Here is a 19278-nt window from a genome sequence, read left to right as displayed (position 1 = left end):
ATTTAATTACCAGCGACTTGTTTTGGGTTAAGTTTGGTAATATGGCCACTTTCAGTTCCTGCTGCAGGGTCGATGACCACATTAATAATGGTCGGTTTGCGCGACTGAATACCGGTGGTTAAAGCATGACGAAGTTCATCTGTCGTGGTGACGTTATAGCCAACGCCACGAAACGCATCCATTAATTTGTCATACCTTGCATGGTGCATCAGATCCGTTGGTGATGGTGCACCAGCGCCACTGAGATCAACACCGTCTCCTCTGTAGATGCCGCCATTATTAAAAATAACGATCGTCACCGGCAGGTTATATCGACAAATCGTTTCAATTTCCATCCCACTGAAACCAAAAGCACTATCACCTTCAATGGCGACAACCGGAGAACCAGAAGTCACGCTAGCACCGATGGCATAGCCCATACCGATGCCCATGACACCCCAGGTACCACAATCCAGACGACGACGTGGTTTATACATATCAATAATATTTCGTGCATTATCCAGGGTATTTGCACCTTCATTAACTAAATAAATATCCTGGTTCTCGCGCAATACGTCGCGCACAGCACTTAATGCATTAAAGTAATTTAATGGTTGAGTATCTGTACTTAATTTTTCATGCATTTTTTGTGCATTTTGCTGCTTGTGGATATTTAAAATATCGCGCCATACCAGTGGAGTCGTAAATGTGTTTTGTTTCAGTTCTGCCAGCATACCTTGCATACTGGATGCAATATCACCAACGACTGGCACAGCAATGGGGCGGTTGCTGTCAATTTCCTGCGGTTCAATATCCAGTTGAATAAACTGTGTATCTGCCGCCCATCCTTTTTTACCGTGTGCCAATAACCAATTCAGTCGTGCACCAACAAGCATGACAACGTCAGCATTTGCCAGGGCAAACGAACGCGCAGCTGCCGCAGAAAGTGGATGCGTATCTTCAAGGATCCCTTTCGCCATAGACATTGGCAGGAATGGAATCTGAGTACTTTCAATAAATTCACGAAGCTGTTCATCAGCTTGTGAATACGCCGCGCCTTTGCCAAGGATAATTAATGGCCGTTCAGCTTTTGCTAAAAGCGAAATTGCGCTAGTGACTGACTTCGGGCATGGCAATAATGCTGGCGACGGATTTTCAACTTTAACAATCGTGGTTAACGCTTCGTCTTTTTCCATCGTCGCGGCCAGGACATTTGCTGGCAAATCAAGATAAACTCCGCCAGGGCGACCCGATACAGAGACCCGGATAGCGCGTGCCAATGCAATGCCAAGATCCTGCGGCTGATTAACGCGAAATGCTGCTTTGGCATACGGTTTTGCCGCATTCATTTGGTCCAGCTCTTCATAATCACCTTGCTGTAGGTCGACGATCGCGCGGTCGCTGGAGCCGCTAATCATGATCATCGGAAAACCATTTACCGTTGCGTTGGCCAATGCGGTCAAACCATTGAGGAATCCTGGCGCAGAAACTGTCAGGCAGATCCCCGGTTTTTGGGTAAGAAAACCGCTTGCCGCAGCGGCATAGCCTGCCGACTGCTCATGACGAAAACCAATATAACGAATGCCTTCCGCCTGGGCATGGCGTGCCATATCCGTCACAGGAATACCTACAACACCATAAATAGTGTCAATATTATTCTGTTTTAATGCTTCAACGATGATATGCATACCATCTGTCATTTGAAGTTGATCTGACATGATTAATAACCTCGAAATTTTTATAAATTGGGAGCCAGAAGCCCCCGTTAATATCAGATGGCGTGGTTTTGCTTCATTGCAGCAATTTCATCGTCGCTATAACCCAGCTCCTGCAATACAGCAGCGGTATGTTCACCTAATAGCGGCGCAGCTTTAATATCCGGCGTAAAGGCAGAGAATTTCATTGGACAACCAACGGTCAGATATTTTCCACGCAACGGTTGTTCCACTTCAACAACACTGCCACTTTGGCGCAAAGAGGGATCAAGTGAAATTTCTTTCATACTTAAAACCGGTGCACAAGGAATATCAAACTGAGTCAAATAGGCCACCGCTTCATGTTTATCAATAGTGACAGTGTATTTTTCGATTTCAGCAAAAATATCGAAAATATGTGGCTGTCGTGCATGGGCTGTACTGTATGCCGGATCGGTAATCCATTCTGGTTTGCCGATGGCTTTACAGGTGTTTTCCCAGTTTTGCTCCTGAATAGTGAAATAAATATAGGCGTTAGGATCGGTTTCCCAGCCTTTACATTTCAGGATCCAGCCAGGCTGACCGCCACCACCTGCATTACCACCGCGGGGAACTGCATCACCAAATGTACCATTCGGATACTGCGGGTATTCTTCCAGATAACCCAATTTATCGAGACGCTGCTGGTCACGTAATTTCACGCGGCAAAGGTTCAATACGGCATCCTGCATTGACATGGTGACTCGTTGCCCACGCCCCGTTTTTTCACGATGCAGCAAAGCAGCAAGTAAACCGATCAGCAAATGCATTCCGGTGTTGCTGTCACCCAACGCTGCAGCGCTTACCAGCGGCGGACCATTCCAAAAACCCGTAGTGGATGCCGCGCCACCCGCTGCCTGAGCAACGTTTTCATAGGCTTTTACATTCACATAAGGCGAACACTCATCAAACCCTTTGATCGAACCAAAAATCAGACGTGGATTGATTTCTTGAATATGCTCCCAGGTGAAGCCCATGTGATCAATGGCCCCTGGATGAAAGTTCTCGACTAAGATATCAGCTTCGCGGATCAGCTTTTCCATTACCTCTTTGCCTTCCGCTGTTTTGGTATTTAACTCAATAGAACGTTTGTTACTGTTAAGCATGGTGAAGTAAAGCGCATCGATATCAGGAATATCTCGCAGCTGGTGACGCGTTACGTCACCAACGCCGGGACGTTCAATTTTAATAACGTCAGCGCCAAACCAGGCCAGCATTTGAGTACAAGATGGGCCAGATTGCACACCGGTGAAATCGAGAACTTTAATTCCTTGAAGTGGAGTTGACATAGCAATACCTATTAGTTAATTAAATATGTGTTAATTTAGCGTTTATTTAAGGCGTAATATCTTCTATAAATAACCCGCAAAATATCGTCGTAGCTGCACTCGATATTTTTAAAATCCTGTATCAAGTGCTGAAAATCATTTCATCGCCACTTCCAATTCCTTTCTGCATGGTAAGTAGTGAGGACGAAAAGAAGAATATGATAAATATTGATTCGTGGTAATCAGAGAGAGTCGCGACATTTGTGATGTTATTCTTACAACTGTAAGAAGCGCCGGTGATTTACAAGCAAGGGTATGATTACGCTTTTTAAAGCGTACCATAAAACATAACATAATAAATGATTTGTGATGACACGGGATTATTGCGGTTTACTTTGAGGAATATAAAATGCGAGTTTATAGCACCGCGAGCGCCAAATAATTTTATGACCACAACCTGTCGTATTGTGGTCATAAAAAATTGTCGGCTGGAGGGAGTTAAATCCTTTACCTCAATATACTGCCTGTCAGCATTAGTTCACAAACAGTGCTTCGCTATCGACGATGATTCCATCTTCCGCACCTTTAAGCGCCAGGTTTGCCTCGTAGTATTGCTTTTTATCAAGCAGTTTCTGCGCATCAGCAAGTGCATTACGAGTCTGTTTAAGTGGCATCAGATATTGGTTTTCCATTACGCCAACACCGGCCAGGCGAAGCTCTTCCATTGCGCCCTTTTTATCCCCTTTCGCCATTTTTTCATTGGCAATTTTTATCGCGGCTTCTTTTTCGGGAGTTGCTACATAACTCTCAGAAATTCCGACAGATGCATTAATGACAATATATTGGTCATCATTGAGATTGGTCTTTTTACCTGGCTTAGCGAACTTTGCCCATTCGGTACTGTCATCTGACAGCAAAGCGGAAGCTTCATTGGTCAGTTCTTTTGCCTTTTCTGGATCGCCATGAAACAGAGCCAGGCGCGCTACCTGCACGTCACGCATCGCATATAAACCTTGTTCAGAGATACGCTCTGCTGCCGCTGCCGTTTTCTGGGTTTGCTGAACTTGCTGAGTTTGCTGTTGTGCCGCTACCGGAGCATTATCAGCAGCCCATACAGTTGAAGATGCCAGAATTGCTGTGACCATCGTGGCCATAATTAAACGTTTCATACTTACCTCATTCTTTAACAGTTTTAGAAAACGCCGCCATCATATTGGGTGAGCATGAAATGAGAAATCAGAGAGCAACGGTCATTTTGAAAGGGTTATCTTACAGTTGTAGTTATTATCGCAAGAAGTATTTTAGTCTTACAATTGTAGGAATATGCTTCCTGTCGCAGAGAACTATTCTTATATACCACAAAGAGATGTCATTTATTATATCGATGTAAATACTGATTAATTAAATGTAAATACAGCCATAACATCGTAGGTTCTCAGTGAACCATTTTCAGGATAACTTTCTATGAAAGTAAACTTAATACTTTTCAGCTTATTTTTATTGGTCTCTATTATGGCATGCAATGTTTTTGCATTTTCCATTTCGGGTGGTGGAAGTGAGAGGAGCTATAAAGAGACTGAAAAAACATCAGCGATGACGACCACACACTCTACAAAACTTCAGCCATCACAGGCGATTTTGTTTAAGATGAGAGAAGATGCGCCACCATTAAACCTCACAGAAGAAATGCCGCCCCCTTTTCCGACAAAGGCGAATTATCTTATTCATCCTGTGCGATAGCGTCTTTCACATGGCAGGTGAACAATCATGTCTGATGCTGATGTGAACACCTGCCCAAATGAGCCATCCTGACCCACTACCGCCTGCCATACCCCACCATAAAGCGAATCATCAAGCCACAAGCCGGGGCAAGAAACATAAATATCCCCGTCACTAGTTCATTACCGCCAGTTAACCACATGGTGAAGTAATAAATGAGTGCAGCGAGGATCACCATGCCGAAGAAAGAAGAGACCGCCGATACCACGTTCAGTACCTGACCGATGTAGCCGCTTACGCAGACAATACACAGGGCGAGAAACATCCATAAATTAATCATAGCTCAACCTCCTGCCGCGCTAAAAAACCTGTAACTTCAGTCACTTTAATAGTAAGACAATCCTTAACCTCTGGCAATTTTTGCTAAGCATCAATGAAAACAGCATGTTAAATGCAAGACTGTTGTGTACGGAAAAATATTTACTTTGCACGATTAATAATCAGTAGCTGAAAGCAGTCAGCGAGTGATAAAGTACAGATACCGCATTCATGCTCCTCGTGGTTATGTCCTGACTAGTCTTTACACTCTTTACAGGAACCATTGTCGTACATGATGGCCCAACCAATTGAGTGTACCGCTGTCGACATGGAATCTTCTGCGATACAACAATTCGTATCTACAGAAGGTAACTATGTTTCCACAATGCAAATTTTCCCGCGAGTTTCTACATCCTCGCTACTGGCTCACATGGTTTGGGCTTGGTGTACTCTGGCTTTGGGTACAGCTTCCTTATCCTGTTCTCTGCTTTCTCGGCACGCGTATTGGCGCAATGGCGCGACCATTCCTGAAACGTCGTGAATCTATCGCCCGTAAAAACCTGGAACTTTGTTTCCCGCAGCATTCTGCGGAAGAACGCGAGAAGATGATTGCCGAAAACTTTCGTTCACTCGGCATGGCGCTGGTAGAAACCGGCATGGCATGGTTCTGGCCCGACAGTCGCGTACGTAAATGGTTTGATGTTGAAGGGTTGGATAACCTTAAACGCGCACAAATGCAAAATCGCGGCGTAATGGTTGTCGGCGTCCATTTTATGTCGCTGGAACTGGGCGGCCGCGTGATGGGACTGTGCCAACCAATGATGGCTACCTATCGTCCACATAATAATCAGCTGATGGAATGGGTGCAGACCCGTGGGCGCATGCGCTCTAACAAAGCGATGATCGGCAGAAATAATCTGCGCGGCATTGTCGGTGCACTGAAGAAAGGTGAAGCGGTATGGTTTGCTCCCGATCAGGATTATGGTCGTAAAGGCAGCTCCTTCGCGCCGTTCTTTGCGGTGGAAAATGTCGCCACAACCAATGGCACCTATGTTCTCTCCCGTCTCTCTGGCGCAGCCATGTTGACCGTAACGATGGTAAGAAAAGCGGATTACAGCGGATATCGTTTGTTCATCACCCCAGAGATGGAAGGCTACCCGACAGATGAAAATCAAGCCGCTGCCTATATGAACAAGATTATCGAGAAAGAGATCATGCGCGCACCGGAGCAGTACCTCTGGATCCACCGTCGCTTTAAAACGCGCCCGGTGGGAGAATCGTCGTTGTACATTTAACAAACTGCTCTTACTCTTTCCCTCCTCAAATCGGCCATAATAACCTCATGGTTTTTATGGCTTTTTTCTTAAGGTTTTTTCCTTCGCTGAATATATAATTATTACCGTCAGAAATTAAACTGTCGCCGATATGAGACACTTGTAAGTTACTAAAAGTAAATAAGAAAATGCCTCTTGTCTCGTTTCAGTTTTAGGCGTACATTAGCGCCGTCTCGAGCAGTTTAGCTCAGAATTCTGGGGTGATGCCCACGGTAAAATACAGGGCTTTTAAGGTCGCTTTGCCCGGTGTCAACTCACTGTATCAGGTGTAATGAAGTCATTCAGGCGTAACAGTAATTACGCGGAGAGATGTAAAGTGAAATATTTCTTTATGGGCATTTCTTTTATGGTCATCGTTTGGGCCGGTACTTTTGCCCTGATGATCTAAAAGCAAACTGTGCAATGAAAAACAGGAGCCATCAGGCTCCTGTTTGCATTTCTGACGACGGTGTTTATTCCGCGTTTTCGTGAATATGTTTGCTGCTGGCGGGTAGTAAACCGTCGGCACGGAACATCGCTTTAATCCCTCTGATGGCCTGACGAATACGGTCGCGGTTTTCAATCAGTGCAAAGCGAACATGCGTATCACCATAGTCGCCAAAGCCAATCCCCGGCGAGACACAAACCTTCGCTTCGTTAAGGAGCTTCTTGGCAAATTCCAGCGATCCCATGGCCGCATATGGTTCCGGGATTTTCGCCCAGACATACATCGAAGCCTTCGGCATTTCAACCATCCAGCCCGCTTCATGCAGCCCTTTAACCAATACATCACGGCGGCGTTTGTACTGTTCGGCAATGTCGCGCACGCACTGTTGATCGCCCTCCAGCGCCGCAATCGCCGCCACCTGCAACGGCGTAAAGGTGCCGTAATCGTGATAGCTTTTAATACGAGCCAGGGCGCTGACCAGCGTTTTGTTGCCAACCATAAAGCCGATACGCCAGCCCGCCATGTTGTAGCTTTTCGACAGCGTAAAGAACTCGACTGCCACATCGCGTGCACCCGGTACCTGCATAATTGACGGCGCTTTCCAGCCATCGTAGACGATATCGGCATAGGCCAGGTCATGGACCACCAGCACATCGTAGCGTTTCGCCAGCGCCACTACTTTTTCGAAGAACTCCAGTTCCACGCATTGCGCGGTTGGGTTTGACGGGAAGCCGAGGATCATCATCTTCGGTTTCGGATAACTTTCACGAATGGCTCGCTCCAGTTCGTTGAAGAAATCGACACCTTCCACCAGCGGCACTGAGCGTACCTGCGCCCCGGCAATCACCGCGCCATAAATATGGATCGGGTAACTTGGATTCGGCACCAGCACCGTGTCACCATGATCCAGCGTCGCCAGCATCAGATGCGCCAGGCCCTCTTTCGAACCAATAGTGACGATGGCTTCTGATTCCGGGTCGATTTCAACGTCGTAGCGATCCTGATACCAGCGGGAAATGGCGCGACGTAACCGCGGAATGCCGCGTGAAGTGGAGTAACCATGCGTGTCCGGGCGCTGGGCCACAGTACATAATTTTTCGACGATATGCGGCGGAGTCGCACCGTCCGGGTTACCCATGCTGAAATCGATAATATCTTCGCCGCGCCGACGCGCAGCCATTTTCAGTTCAGCGGTGATGTTAAAAACGTAGGGCGGGAGACGATCAATGCGCGTAAAGCGACGTTCAGGGCGAGTGTCAGCCATAATTTCCTCAGATTAACGTTAGCGCCCGGACCGTCCGAGCGACGCTGCCACGATGGTGGCTGTTTTGAAAATAGCCTGATTAATTTCTGTCTGTCCAGCGTTTTAGAACATTTTATTAATGACGTTAAATGAGGAACTCTGCTTTAAAAACAGGAAATTTATCTGCGCTAACAAGAAAATTACCACTCATTTTATTAACATAATAATTTCAATAAATTTACTAACCAGAAGTGCATTATCAAGAGATGCATTGCTAATACACCATTTATCTATCAATCCCCTTTTAAAATTGTGGTTTTTCCTCAAAAACGGCCTGCTGGTCATCAGCCTTCAGGTTACCTATCATAGAGGTTTAATCCTTATTCAGAGTCACCCGTGCACGAAATATTCAACATGCTGCTGGCGGTCTTCGATCGGGCAGCGTTAATGCTTATCTGCCTGTTCTTTCTCATCCGTATCCGCCTGTTTCGCGAACTGTTGCACAAGTCGGCGCACTCCCCAAAAGAATTGCTCGCCGTTACCGCCATTTTCTCGCTGTTCGCCCTGTTCAGCACCTGGTCCGGCGTTCCCGTAGAAGGCTCGCTGGTGAACGTACGTATTATCGCGGTGATGTCCGGCGGGATTCTGTTTGGCCCGTGGGTAGGCATCATTACCGGCGTGATTGCGGGTATTCACCGGTATTTAATTGATATCGGCGGCGTGACGGCGATCCCCTGCTTTATCACCAGCATTCTGGCGGGTTGTATATCGGGCTGGATCAACCTGAAAATCCCCAAAGCACAGCGCTGGCGCGTCGGTATTCTCGGCGGCATGTTGTGTGAGACGTTGACCATGATTCTGGTAATTGTCTGGGCACCAACTACCGCGTTGGGGATCGATATCGTCTCTAAAATCGGCATTCCAATGATCCTCGGTAGCGTCTGTATCGGCTTTATTGTGCTTCTGGTGCAAAGCGTTGAGGGCGAAAAAGAGGCCAGCGCCGCGCGGCAGGCCAAGCTGGCGCTGGATATCGCCAACAAAACGCTACCGCTGTTTCGCCATGTCAATAGCGAGTCATTACGCAAGGTCTGCGAAATTATCCGCGATGACATTCACGCCGATGCGGTGGCGATTACTAATACCGATCATGTGCTGGCCTATGTTGGCGTGGGTGAGCATAACTATCAGAATGGCGATGACTTCATTAGCCCGACGACCCGTCAGGCGATGAATTACGGAAAAATCATCATTAAAAACAATGATGAAGCCCACCGTACGCCGGAAATCCACTCGATGCTGGTGATCCCGCTTTGGGAGAAAGGCGTTGTGACCGGAACGCTGAAAATTTACTACTGCCACGCACATCAGATAACCTCGTCATTACAGGAAATGGCGGTTGGTCTGTCGCAAATCATCTCCACGCAACTGGAGGTTTCACGCGCCGAGCAGCTACGTGAAATGGCAAATAAGGCAGAGCTTCGCGCCCTGCAAAGCAAAATTAATCCCCATTTTCTGTTTAACGCTTTGAACGCTATTTCATCGTCAATCCGTCTGAATCCGGATACCGCTCGCCAGCTGATCTTTAATCTGTCGCGTTATCTGCGCTATAACATTGAATTAAAAGACGATGAGCAAATCGATATCAAAAAAGAGCTGTATCAAATTAAAGACTATATTGCCATTGAGCAGGCCCGCTTTGGCGACAAGCTCACGGTTATCTATGATATTGATGAAGAGGTGAATTGCTGCATTCCCAGCCTGCTGATCCAGCCGTTGGTGGAGAATGCCATTGTCCACGGTATCCAGCCTTGCAAAGGTAAAGGCGTTGTCACCATCAGCGTTGCAGAGTGCGGCAATCGGGTACGCATTGCGGTGCGGGATACCGGGCACGGCATCGATCCAAAGGTGATTGAGCGGGTCGAAGCGAATGAAATGCCGGGCAATAAAATTGGCCTGCTGAATGTTCATCATCGCGTGAAGTTATTGTATGGCGAGGGGCTGCATATCCGCCGCCTGGAACCAGGAACGGAAATTGCGTTTTACATTCCTAACCAACGCACCCCAGTCGCCTCACAGGCTACGTTATTGCTTTGAGCCGGAGTGATATTGTGAAAGTCATCATTGTTGAAGACGAATTCCTGGCACAACAGGAACTGAGCTGGCTAATTAAAGAGCACAGCCAGATGGAGATTGTCGGCACCTTTGACGACGGTCTGGACGTGTTGAAGTTTTTGCAGCATAACCGCGTCGACGCCATTTTTCTGGATATCAATATTCCGTCGCTGGATGGTGTGTTGCTGGCGCAAAACATCAGCCAGTTCGCCCATAAACCGTTTATTGTGTTCATCACCGCGTGGAAAGAACATGCGGTAGAAGCGTTTGAACTGGAGGCGTTTGACTACATTCTCAAACCGTATCAGGAGTCACGCATTACCGGGATGCTGCAAAAACTGGAAGCGGCCTGGCAACAACAGCAGACCAGCAGCACGCCTGCCGCGACGGTAACGCGTGAGAATGACACCATTAATCTGGTGAAAGATGAGCGAATAATCGTCACGCCAATTAACGATATCTATTACGCCGAAGCGCACGAGAAAATGACCTTTGTCTATACGCGGCGTGAATCCTACGTAATGCCGATGAACATTACCGAATTTTGCAGCAAACTGCCGCCGTCGCATTTTTTCCGCTGCCATCGCTCATTTTGTGTCAATCTGAACAAAATCCGCGAAATCGAACCGTGGTTTAATAACACCTATATTCTGCGGCTGAAAGATCTGGATTTTGAAGTGCCAGTCAGCCGCAGCAAAGTAAAAGAATTTCGCCAGTTAATGCATCTTTAATCGGGAACTTTCATGAAAGCACCAGGCTTGCCCGCCGATCAACAATTTTTCGCCGATCTGTTCAGCGGCCTGGTGCTTAACCCGCAACTACTGGGGCGCGTCTGGTTTGCCAGCCAGCCTGCCTCGTTGCCGGTGGGCAGTTTATGTATTGATTTTCCCCGTCTGGATATCGTGCTGCGCGGCGAATACGGCAATCTGCTGGAAGCAAAGCAGCAACGTTTGGTGGAAGGAGAAATGCTGTTTATTCCGGCGCGCGCGGCTAATTTACCGGTCAACAACAAACCGGTGATGCTGTTAAGCCTGGTGTTCGCTCCGACCTGGCTTGGGTTATCGTTTTACGATAGCCGCACCACGTCGTTGTTGCATCCTGCTCGCCAGATCCAGCTTCCCAGCCTGCAACGCGGTGAAGGTGAAGCGATGCTTACCGCCCTCACCCATCTTAGCCGTTCGCCGCTGGAGCAAAATATCATTCAGCCGCTGGTGTTAAGTTTGCTGCATCTTTGCCGTAGCGTGGTGAATATGCCGCCGGGCAATTCGCAGCCGCGCGGCGATTTTCTCTATCACAGCATTTGTAACTGGGTTCAGGATAATTATGCCCAGCCGCTCACCCGCGAGAGCGTGGCGCAGTTTTTTAATATCACGCCCAATCATCTGTCAAAACTGTTTGCTCAGCATGGAACGATGCGTTTTATCGAGTATGTGCGTTGGGTGCGAATGGCGAAGGCGAGGATGATTTTGCAGAAATATCATCTGTCAATTCATGAAGTGGCACAGCGTTGCGGTTTTCCGGATAGCGACTATTTTTGTCGCGTTTTCCGGCGTCAGTTTGGTCTGACGCCGGGAGAGTACAGCGCCCGTTTTCAGGGCTAACGTCAGAAGGTTAATTCTGTTTCCAGCAGCGTCAGGATACTTTGTGCATCTTGCGCGGCAAACAACGACTGGCGGAAGTTTTTATTCACCAGTTTACGCGCCAGCTGCGAGAAGACTTTCACATGATTCATCCCTTCGTTAGCACCCAGCGTCAGCATGATCACCAGTTCGACTTCGCCCATTTCTGACTGCCAGTCAATCGGTTTCGCCAGCCGGGCAATGCTGATACTGGAATGACGGATCCACTGTGATTTGGTATGCGGGATCGCCACGCCAAAACCAACGCCAGTGGTGACTATCTCTTCCCGCTGCCAGACATCTTCTTCCAGCTCAAACGGATGTTCAGTGCGCCCGTTAACGCCGAGGTTGCCGCACAGGAACTGGATCGCCTGCTCTTTATTGCTAAATTCCTGATCAACAAAGATATTCTCCAGCGCCAGCAGTGGGCGAACGTCTTCTTCCGGCGTAAAGGCGGTGAGTAACGCTTCAATTTCCTGCGCACTGCGGCATTCACATGCCTGACGCGCCAGTTCCCGACACGCCTCGCTATCCAGTTGACGAAGCTGGCTTTTCACCGCCGGAATACGCGGGCTACTCATACTCAGCTCATCCAGGCCCAGCCCAAGCAGTAGCGGCAGATAACGGCTTTCACCGCCCAGTTCACCGCAAATGCCTACCCATTTGCCCCGCTGATGCGCAGTGGTAACTATTTGCTGCAACATGCGCAGGAACGATGGCGTAATCGGGTTATATAGCGGCGATACGCGCGGGTTATTACGATCGACCGCATACAGATACTGGGTCATATCGTTGGAGCCGATACTGAAGAAATCGACCTCATCGCAGAAGTGGTCGATGATGTAGCACACCGACGGAACTTCCACCATGATCCCAAGCGTAATCGTCTCTGCATGACGCAGGCCATCGCGCTTAAGCTCAACGATCGCTTTTTGGATCTCGCCTTTCACCCATAAGATCTGATCGAGGCTGTGAACCATCGGGATCATCAACTGGGCGTTGCCGAAACTGGCGGCGCGCAAAATGGCCCGCAGTTGAGTGCGGAACAGGCCAGCAAATTCCGGGTAAATACGTACCGCGCGATAGCCGAGGAACGGGTTCTCTTCCTGGGGAATATTCAGATAAGGAATGCTTTTATCGCCGCCGATGTCCATCGTGCGGAAGATAATCGGCTTGTCGCCCGCCGCCAGTAGCACCTGCTGGTAGGCTTCAAATTGCTCCTGCTCGTCCGGCGCGCTGTCGCGATCCATATAGAGCATTTCGGTACGGAACAGCCCGACACCTTCCGCGCCGTTGGCAAACGCGCCTGGCGCTTCCAGAGCGGTGCCGATATTCGCCGCAATATCAATACGCTTGTTATCACGGGAATAGGCCAGCTGCGCGGCAGCCTGCGCCTGTTGTTTTTGGCGTTTATCCGCCAGCGTTTGCGCGACCTGATAATAACCGCTCACCGCGTCATTCGGGTTAATCGCCAGCACGCCGCACTGGGCGTCAAGCACTGCAGGTTGCCCGGCATAACGGGCAATCGCATCCAGCGGCAAGCCACTCAGTACCGGGATCGCCGAGGCACGGGCCAGAATCAGTGTATGCGAGGTGCGCCCGGTTTTCTCCAGAATCATGCCCGCAAGATTTTTCAAATCAAGGCTCAAAAACTGGCTTGGGGTTAAATCTTCAGCCACCAGAATGGTCGGTTTTTCAAGCACCAGCTTGTTGCGCGGCTTCAGTTCCGGCCAGGTGATATGCAGCAACTGTTCGCTGATATCGCGAATGTCGCTAACACGTTCGCGCAGATAATCGCTGGCAGAGGCAGAAAGTTTGGCGCAAACCTGCTCCATATTGCTGATGATCGCCGCCCCCAGCCCCTGATGCTGTTCTGTCATCAGGCGACGGATATTGCCTGCAAATTCATCATCCTGAATCAGCGACAAATGGGCGCTGAGGATAGTTTTGCTTTCGCCGTCACGCTCACGCAATTGCTGGTTCAGTTGCTCGGCAAGCGTTGCCAGGCTGTGCTCCAGCCGGGTGGAATCTTGCGCACTGGCGGGGATTGCCCGATAACTGTCGAGGCTGTCGCTTTGTAACAGGGTCAGCGTACCCACGCCGACGCCGCTTGCCAGCACATTGCCGTACAGTAAATCCGGGTTAAGGCGGCTTAATGAACGCGGCAGCGGATGCGCCGTCAGTTCTGCCTGCGTAGGCTGAACGCTGTCGCTGTCGATAAAGCGCACCTGGATGTACTCTTCCAGCACGCGCCGCGCCTGCTCTTCATCGCTGCCGCTAATGTTCAGGCTGCAACTGTCATTAAATAGGGTGCCGGTGCCAATCAGCGCCAGCGAGCTTTTCGCATCTGCCTTTGCGTTCTGGCGATGGTTAATAAAAGTGATTTCGCTTTGCCACTGGCTGCACTGTTCTTTAAGTTCCCACGCCGGACGAGCATGTAGACCGTTAGGCAAAGGACAGAGAAATTGAATCGTTAACATAACCGCTCCGGGTTAATCAGGAGATCATCTGAAATCCGTCAGTTGAACAACCGTCTCACGCGTAAGACGTTGAATAAGGGCAGATAAAAGTTGCTGCATCTGCAAAATGTCGCGGCAATCGGCAATCGATGCGGCGCAATGTCCATGGCGGGTTGCTGGCCCCATCACCACTGTGGGCACGCCGGTGCCGGTTAAGTGCACCGCCCCGCCGTCCGTGCCGCCGTTGCTGAACATATCTGCCTGCAACGGCACGCCAATTTCTGCCGCCACGGTTTCGACCCAGGCGGTAAGTTTTGGCGGCGCAATCAGCGACTTGTCGCTTAACACCAGCATCGGCCCGTTACCAATCTGGCGATGGTTAGCCGCGCCATAATCAAAGTTTTTCGCCCAGCAGGCGGTATCAAGCACAATGGCGACGTCCGGCGACACCGCGCGGGTGGCAGTTTGCCCGCCGCGTAATCCCACCTCTTCGCTGGAACTTGCCACCAGCCACACTTCCGCAGGTAGTTCGGCGTCGTGCAGTTCGCGCAGTAACGTCACCAGCAGATAGCAACCGAGGCGGTCATCAAAGGCTTTCCCCATCACTCGCTGGTGAGGGAGAACCTGAAAAGTGGTATCAAACGTGACGCGATCGCCGGGACGAATTCCCGCCTGCATCACTTCGTCATAGGAGCGCGCACCAATGTCCACGCGCATGGCGCTGACGTCATTCCCCTGCCGGTCGCCGTCAAGCAGGCCTGGAATTTTGCACTCTTCACGGGTGGTGATGCGCACCGGCTGCAGCTGGCGGGCAGCCATGCGTACGTTGCCAACCGGCAGCACATCAATCGCCCCTTCGCGGGAGATGCTGCGCACCATAAATCCCACTTCGTCCATATGCGCACAGATCATCACCTTCGGACCTGTCGATTCATTCAGGCGGATCAGCACCGATCCCAGACCATCAAATCGCACTTCTTTTTGCAGGCGATCCGCTTCTTCCAGCAGGATCTGCCGCACTTCCTGTTCCGAGGAGGCGATCGCATCTGCCTCGCTCAACGCTTTTAATAGCGATAAATCCATTATGCCTCTCCCGTGAGCAACACTGTTTTCGGCATGGCGTAGAGCACTTCTGCGCCTTGCGGGGTAACCAGCACAACATCTTCGATGCGCACGCCCCCTTGCCCTGGCAAATAAATCCCCGGCTCCACGGTCAGTAACATGCCTGGCTGTAGCGTCGTGGTGTCCCGCGGTGAAAAACGCGGATCTTCATGAACTTCAATGCCGATAGCGTGACCGGTGTTATGACCGAAATAGTCGCCATAACCTGCTTCTGTAATGACCCGGCGCGCGGCATCGTCAACCTGCTGGCAGCGCACGCCGGGGCGAATCGCGGAGATTGCTGCGAGCTGTGCCTGCAGGACAATTTGATAGACGTTAAACAGCGGGTGAGATTCGGCGCTCACCCCTTCGCCATTCACCAGCAAGGTGCGCGTCATATCAGAGCAGTAGCCCTGATACAGCGCACCGAAATCGAGAGTGACAAACTCGCCCGCTGCAACAATCTTGTCGCTGGCTTTGCCGTGCGGCAGCGCCCCACGCCAGCCACTGGCGACAATGGTGTCAAAAGAGGCTTTTTCTGCGCCCTGCTGGCGCATAAACCACTCCAGTTCAGCGGCTATCTCGCGCTCGCTCATCCCCGCCTGAATAAAGCGGCGAATATGCTCTGCACCGCGATCAGCAATCCCACAGGCGAGGCGGATTTTCTCCACCTCCTCTGGCGTTTTGATTTGCCGCAGCACATCCGGCGTGGCGCTAACCAGTTTCGCATTGAGTTCAGACTGCCAGCGGTGCGCGGTTTCCCAACTCACCTGCTGGCCCTCAAAACCGAGCGTTTGCAACTGTTCATCGGCAATGATTTGATTGACGATAGTGGTAAGCGTGTTCGTCGCGTCAAGCAAATGCAGCTGGTAGCCTTGCGCACGGGCTTCCACCTCAACGTAATAGCGCGAATCCACCAGAATGTGCGCACTTTCACGGCTAATCACCACATAACCTGATCCGGTGGAGATCCCCAGATGCGGCTGTTTGTTCTGCCGTGAGGAGAGAAGCACTGCATCCAGTTGTTGCGCCTTAAGCCAGTCGCGCAGCGAAGCGAGTAATGTCATCTGGATTTTCCTTCTTACAGGCTATCGATTAACAATTTGCCTTTACGGAACATCATCAGACGCAGGAACACCACCATCAGCGCAGTTATGACTGCCCCCAGCGCGATCCCCGCCATATAGACGCCCAGGTTAGTGACCAGCGGCCATGCCCAGATAGCGGACTCCGGGAACCATTGCACTGCGCCCAGCCAGACAGCGGCGGTTGAGCCGACAATAGCGCCGACCATATACGACGGAATGGCGGTGATGGGGCTTTCCAGCGCAAACGGAATCGCACCCTCACTGATCCCCATAAACGCCAGGAACATGGCGGTCTTACCCTGCGGATAAAGTTGAGCGTTGAACAGGCGTTTGCCGGTTAAACGACGGTCGATAATGGTCGCCAGCCCCAGACCAATCGGCGGAATAACGATAGCGATAGAACGAGCGGTGACCGGTAATACGTGGTCAGTGGTAAAGCTGAAGGCAACAAAACCTGCGGCTTTGTTGATCGGGCCACCAAGGTCGATTGCTGTCGCCGCGGCGATCCCCATTGCGTACATCAGCGCGCCCTTCTCACCTGCGGCAGTCAGCACAGTACGGATACCGCCGTTGATCCAGCCACCAAAGGGGGTGATGACGTAGTACATCGCCAGCATGACAAAAATGGCGGAAAGAATCGGGAGCAAAAATGTGGTTTTGAACGCTAACAGGAAATCCGGTAACTGGATTTTCTGGTTCATCCACTTCACAAGGTAACCCGCGACGATAGAAATAATCAGCGCACCAATGAAGGTGGACGGCACCGGCGAAGAGGTCGCCCATTGCATAGTGCTGGGATCGAAGTTCAGCAGTTGCGTCGGCTGGGTAGACATCAACCCGCCGATAAAACCAGCCGGGAACGCCAGTTTGCCACCGATAGAGTTCGCCACAAAAGCAGCAAACATCGGAATGGCAAAACCAAACAACACGCCGCCGAAGGACTGCGACAGCCAGGCAAATTTAAGTAAGGAGAGGTCGAAACCGGAGAATTTCCCGCTATTAAGAGCATCCATGATGCCGATCTCAGCAGGAATTTTAAGCCAGCTATAAGCAATCAGCTGGCTGAAAGCGAGGATCACACCGCCCATAATTAAGGTCGGCACCATGCGTGAAATCCCTGACATCACATGCTGCGGGAGTTCACCCCAGAAGCTGGTTTTAGAGGCCTGCGGATTCTTAACTGCCGCTGCCGCACCGGATGCGCCAGGCACAACGGTTGCACTGCGTTTTTTAATGGCCATAACAATTATCCCTGTCGAATATTACTGTTGTTCAGAGGCAATCATCTCTTCGATTTCTTTGATGATGCCCGCAGCGTTTTTAATTGCGTCCTGCAAAGTGATTTCATAAACGTCGCGTGATTCGAAACGTTCGTTATCTTCCGGGGTAACTGCCACGGAGTGGATGATGATGGTCGCTTCGGCGATATCCTGCGCCGTCAGGCGATTCTGGATACCGTCCGCGCCCTGGGTTTCAATTTTCACTTCATAACCGGCTTCTACCGCCGCTTCTTCCAGCGCCTGAGCGGCCATAAAGGTGTGAGCCAGGCCCATCGGGCAGGCACATAAGGCAATCAGTTTCTTACTCATCGTTAATTCCTCGTTCAGTGATAGTTGACGAGTGAAATTATGAACGTGCAAAACAAATCGCCGTTACCAGACAAATAATGCATTTACTGGAGAATTAATCCCGCTGTACGGAAGTGTGACGCAGGTCGGCCTTGTGAGGGGACACAAAGAAAAATTGAATAAACTGTATGATTTAAAAGATTATCGGGAGAGTTACCTCCCGATATAAAAGGAAGGATTTACAGAATGTGACCTAAGGTCTGGCGTAAATGTGCACCGGAACCGAGAAGGCCCGGATTGTCATGGACGATGAGATACACCGGAATATCATGGACATATTCTTTAAAGCGCCCTTTATCTTCAAATGCGGCACGGAAACCGGAGGCTTTGAAGAACTCAAGGAAGCGCGGCACGATACCGCCCGCAATAAACACGCCGCCAAATGTCCCGAGATTGAGCGCCAGATTGCCGCCAAAACGGCCCATAATGACGCAAAACAGCGACAATGCGCGGCGGCAATCGGTGCAGCTGTCAGCCAGCGCGCGTTCGGTAATATCTTTTGGCTTGAGATTTTCTGGCAGGCGGTTGTCAGCTTTCACAATTGCGCGATACAAATTCACCAGCCCAGGGCCAGAAAGCACGCGCTCCGCCGAAACATGACCAATTTCCGCACGCAATATTTCGAGGATAATGGCCTCTTCTTCACTATTCGGCGCAAAATCAACGTGACCGCCTTCGCCTGGCAAGCTTACCCAACGCTTATCGACATGGACCAGATGCGCAACCCCAAGCCCCGTTCCGGCACCGTAAACCGCAATAGGCTTACCTTCGACCGGTTCTGCGCCACCAAACTGAATCAGATGCTCTTTTTTCAGCATCGGGATCGCCATCGATACAGCGGTAAAATCGTTAATAATTTCCAGATGGCTAAAACCGAGATTCTTTTTCATTTCGGCAATTGAGAACGCCCAGGTATGGTTGGTCATCGCCACCCAGTCACCGGTAATTGGGCAAGCGATGGCAATACAGCCGTCTTTCACCTCGACCTTATGTTCTTCAAGATAAACGCGAATGACCGCTTCGAGGCTGGGGTAATCAAGCCCTGAATAGGTCTTAGCCTGCGAGATTTCACCACTGGCAATATCACACAGAGCAAGACGTGCGTTGGTGCCGCCCACATCACCGACTAATGCATACTTTGTCATTCTTCAACTGCTCCGCTAAAGTCAAAATAATTCTTTCTCACACTGTAAATACCTGGGGGCATAACAACAACGCCGGAAAGGCAGGCTCCCTGTAAATATCGATCT

General features: G+C 50.2%; 17 protein-coding genes. 6 read left to right on the top strand and 11 right to left on the bottom strand.

Features of this window, described 5'->3' with window-relative positions:
• Positions 1-2: 2 nt before the first annotated feature.
• The 3 genes from oxc to AB4H76_RS07455 all read right to left on the bottom strand — a co-directional run bounded on the left by oxc (position 3) and on the right by AB4H76_RS07455 (position 4149).
• Positions 3-1697: an oxalyl-CoA decarboxylase gene (oxc, locus tag AB4H76_RS07465; protein WP_001283501.1), complete on the bottom strand. Its 1695-nt coding sequence runs from the start codon at positions 1695-1697 to the stop codon at positions 3-5.
• A gap of 53 nt (positions 1698-1750) precedes the next feature.
• Entirely contained in the window at positions 1751-3001 is a 1251-nt protein-coding gene (gene frc / locus AB4H76_RS07460) for a formyl-CoA transferase (RefSeq protein ID WP_000106766.1), read from the bottom strand.
• Positions 3002-3513: 512 nt separating this feature from the next.
• Positions 3514-4149 (bottom strand): YfdX family protein, encoded by a 636-nt coding sequence (locus AB4H76_RS07455; protein ID WP_000825600.1) that lies wholly within the window; start codon positions 4147-4149, stop codon positions 3514-3516.
• A 295-nt stretch (positions 4150-4444) separates the two neighbouring features.
• Here AB4H76_RS07455 and ypdI point away from each other — a divergent pair, with 295 nt between their 5' ends.
• On the top strand, positions 4445-4720 hold the full coding sequence (ypdI, locus tag AB4H76_RS07450; RefSeq protein ID WP_000867631.1) for a colanic acid biosynthesis lipoprotein YpdI: 276 nt from the start codon (positions 4445-4447) through the stop codon (positions 4718-4720).
• Between the two features lie 76 nt (positions 4721-4796).
• Here the strand turns inward: ypdI and AB4H76_RS07445 are convergent, their stop codons facing one another.
• Positions 4797-5039 carry a YfdY family protein gene (locus tag AB4H76_RS07445; RefSeq protein WP_000609275.1) on the bottom strand — a complete coding sequence of 81 codons (243 nt, stop codon included), beginning with the start codon at positions 5037-5039 and terminating at the stop codon, positions 4797-4799.
• Positions 5040-5391: 352 nt separating this feature from the next.
• Between AB4H76_RS07445 and lpxP the strand changes: the two genes are divergently transcribed.
• Both lpxP and ypdK read left to right on the top strand, forming a co-directional pair.
• Positions 5392-6312: a kdo(2)-lipid IV(A) palmitoleoyltransferase gene (gene lpxP / locus AB4H76_RS07440; protein ID WP_000484404.1), complete on the top strand. Its 921-nt coding sequence runs from the start codon at positions 5392-5394 to the stop codon at positions 6310-6312.
• A 355-nt stretch (positions 6313-6667) separates the two neighbouring features.
• Complete coding sequence (ypdK, locus tag AB4H76_RS07435; RefSeq protein WP_010723117.1) at positions 6668-6739, top strand: membrane protein YpdK; 72 nt, start codon at positions 6668-6670, stop codon at positions 6737-6739.
• Between the two features lie 64 nt (positions 6740-6803).
• Here the strand turns inward: ypdK and alaC are convergent, their stop codons facing one another.
• A complete protein-coding gene (gene alaC / locus AB4H76_RS07430) occupies positions 6804-8042 on the bottom strand; it encodes an alanine transaminase (RefSeq protein WP_000785931.1) in 1239 nt (412 codons plus the stop codon).
• A gap of 375 nt (positions 8043-8417) precedes the next feature.
• Between alaC and ypdA the strand changes: the two genes are divergently transcribed.
• Genes ypdA through AB4H76_RS07415 form a run of 3 tightly spaced genes read left to right on the top strand, consistent with a single transcriptional unit; the run spans position 8418 to position 11734 of the window.
• Positions 8418-10115 carry a two-component system sensor histidine kinase YpdA gene (gene ypdA, locus AB4H76_RS07425; protein WP_000544359.1) on the top strand — a complete coding sequence of 566 codons (1698 nt, stop codon included), beginning with the start codon at positions 8418-8420 and terminating at the stop codon, positions 10113-10115.
• A 14-nt stretch (positions 10116-10129) separates the two neighbouring features.
• Positions 10130-10864, top strand: a complete 735-nt coding sequence (gene ypdB, locus AB4H76_RS07420) for a two-component system response regulator YpdB (protein WP_001295458.1) — start codon at positions 10130-10132, stop codon at positions 10862-10864.
• Between the two features lie 12 nt (positions 10865-10876).
• Positions 10877-11734, top strand: coding sequence for an AraC family transcriptional regulator (locus tag AB4H76_RS07415; protein ID WP_000646835.1), 858 nt, complete (start codon positions 10877-10879; stop codon positions 11732-11734).
• 2 nt (positions 11735-11736) lie between these two features.
• Here the strand turns inward: AB4H76_RS07415 and ptsP are convergent, their stop codons facing one another.
• The 6 genes from ptsP to glk form a co-directional block, all read right to left on the bottom strand.
• Positions 11737-14232, bottom strand: coding sequence for a phosphoenolpyruvate--protein phosphotransferase (gene ptsP, locus AB4H76_RS07410; RefSeq protein WP_001618737.1), 2496 nt, complete (start codon positions 14230-14232; stop codon positions 11737-11739).
• Positions 14233-14256: 24 nt separating this feature from the next.
• Positions 14257-15294: an aminopeptidase gene (ypdE, locus tag AB4H76_RS07405; RefSeq protein ID WP_000366028.1), complete on the bottom strand. Its 1038-nt coding sequence runs from the start codon at positions 15292-15294 to the stop codon at positions 14257-14259.
• On the bottom strand, positions 15294-16379 hold the full coding sequence (gene ypdF, locus AB4H76_RS07400; RefSeq protein ID WP_000173291.1) for an aminopeptidase: 1086 nt from the start codon (positions 16377-16379) through the stop codon (positions 15294-15296). Before ypdF ends, ypdE begins: the two co-directional genes overlap by 1 nt.
• A 14-nt stretch (positions 16380-16393) precedes the next feature.
• A complete protein-coding gene (locus AB4H76_RS07395) occupies positions 16394-17641 on the bottom strand; it encodes a PTS fructose transporter subunit IIC (protein ID WP_000985359.1) in 1248 nt (415 codons plus the stop codon).
• A 21-nt stretch (positions 17642-17662) separates the two neighbouring features.
• On the bottom strand, positions 17663-17989 hold the full coding sequence (locus AB4H76_RS07390; protein ID WP_000038456.1) for a PTS fructose transporter subunit IIB: 327 nt from the start codon (positions 17987-17989) through the stop codon (positions 17663-17665).
• 218 nt (positions 17990-18207) lie between these two features.
• On the bottom strand, positions 18208-19173 hold the full coding sequence (gene glk / locus AB4H76_RS07385) for a glucokinase (RefSeq protein ID WP_000170346.1): 966 nt from the start codon (positions 19171-19173) through the stop codon (positions 18208-18210).
• Positions 19174-19278: the final 105 nt, after the last annotated feature.

The organism is Escherichia sp. UTM R2, from assembly GCF_048593455.1.
GTDB lineage: Bacteria > Pseudomonadota > Gammaproteobacteria > Enterobacterales > Enterobacteriaceae > Escherichia > Escherichia coli.
Note: the sequence above shows the minus strand (reverse complement) of the source record. Positions and strands in the feature narration are given on the sequence as shown.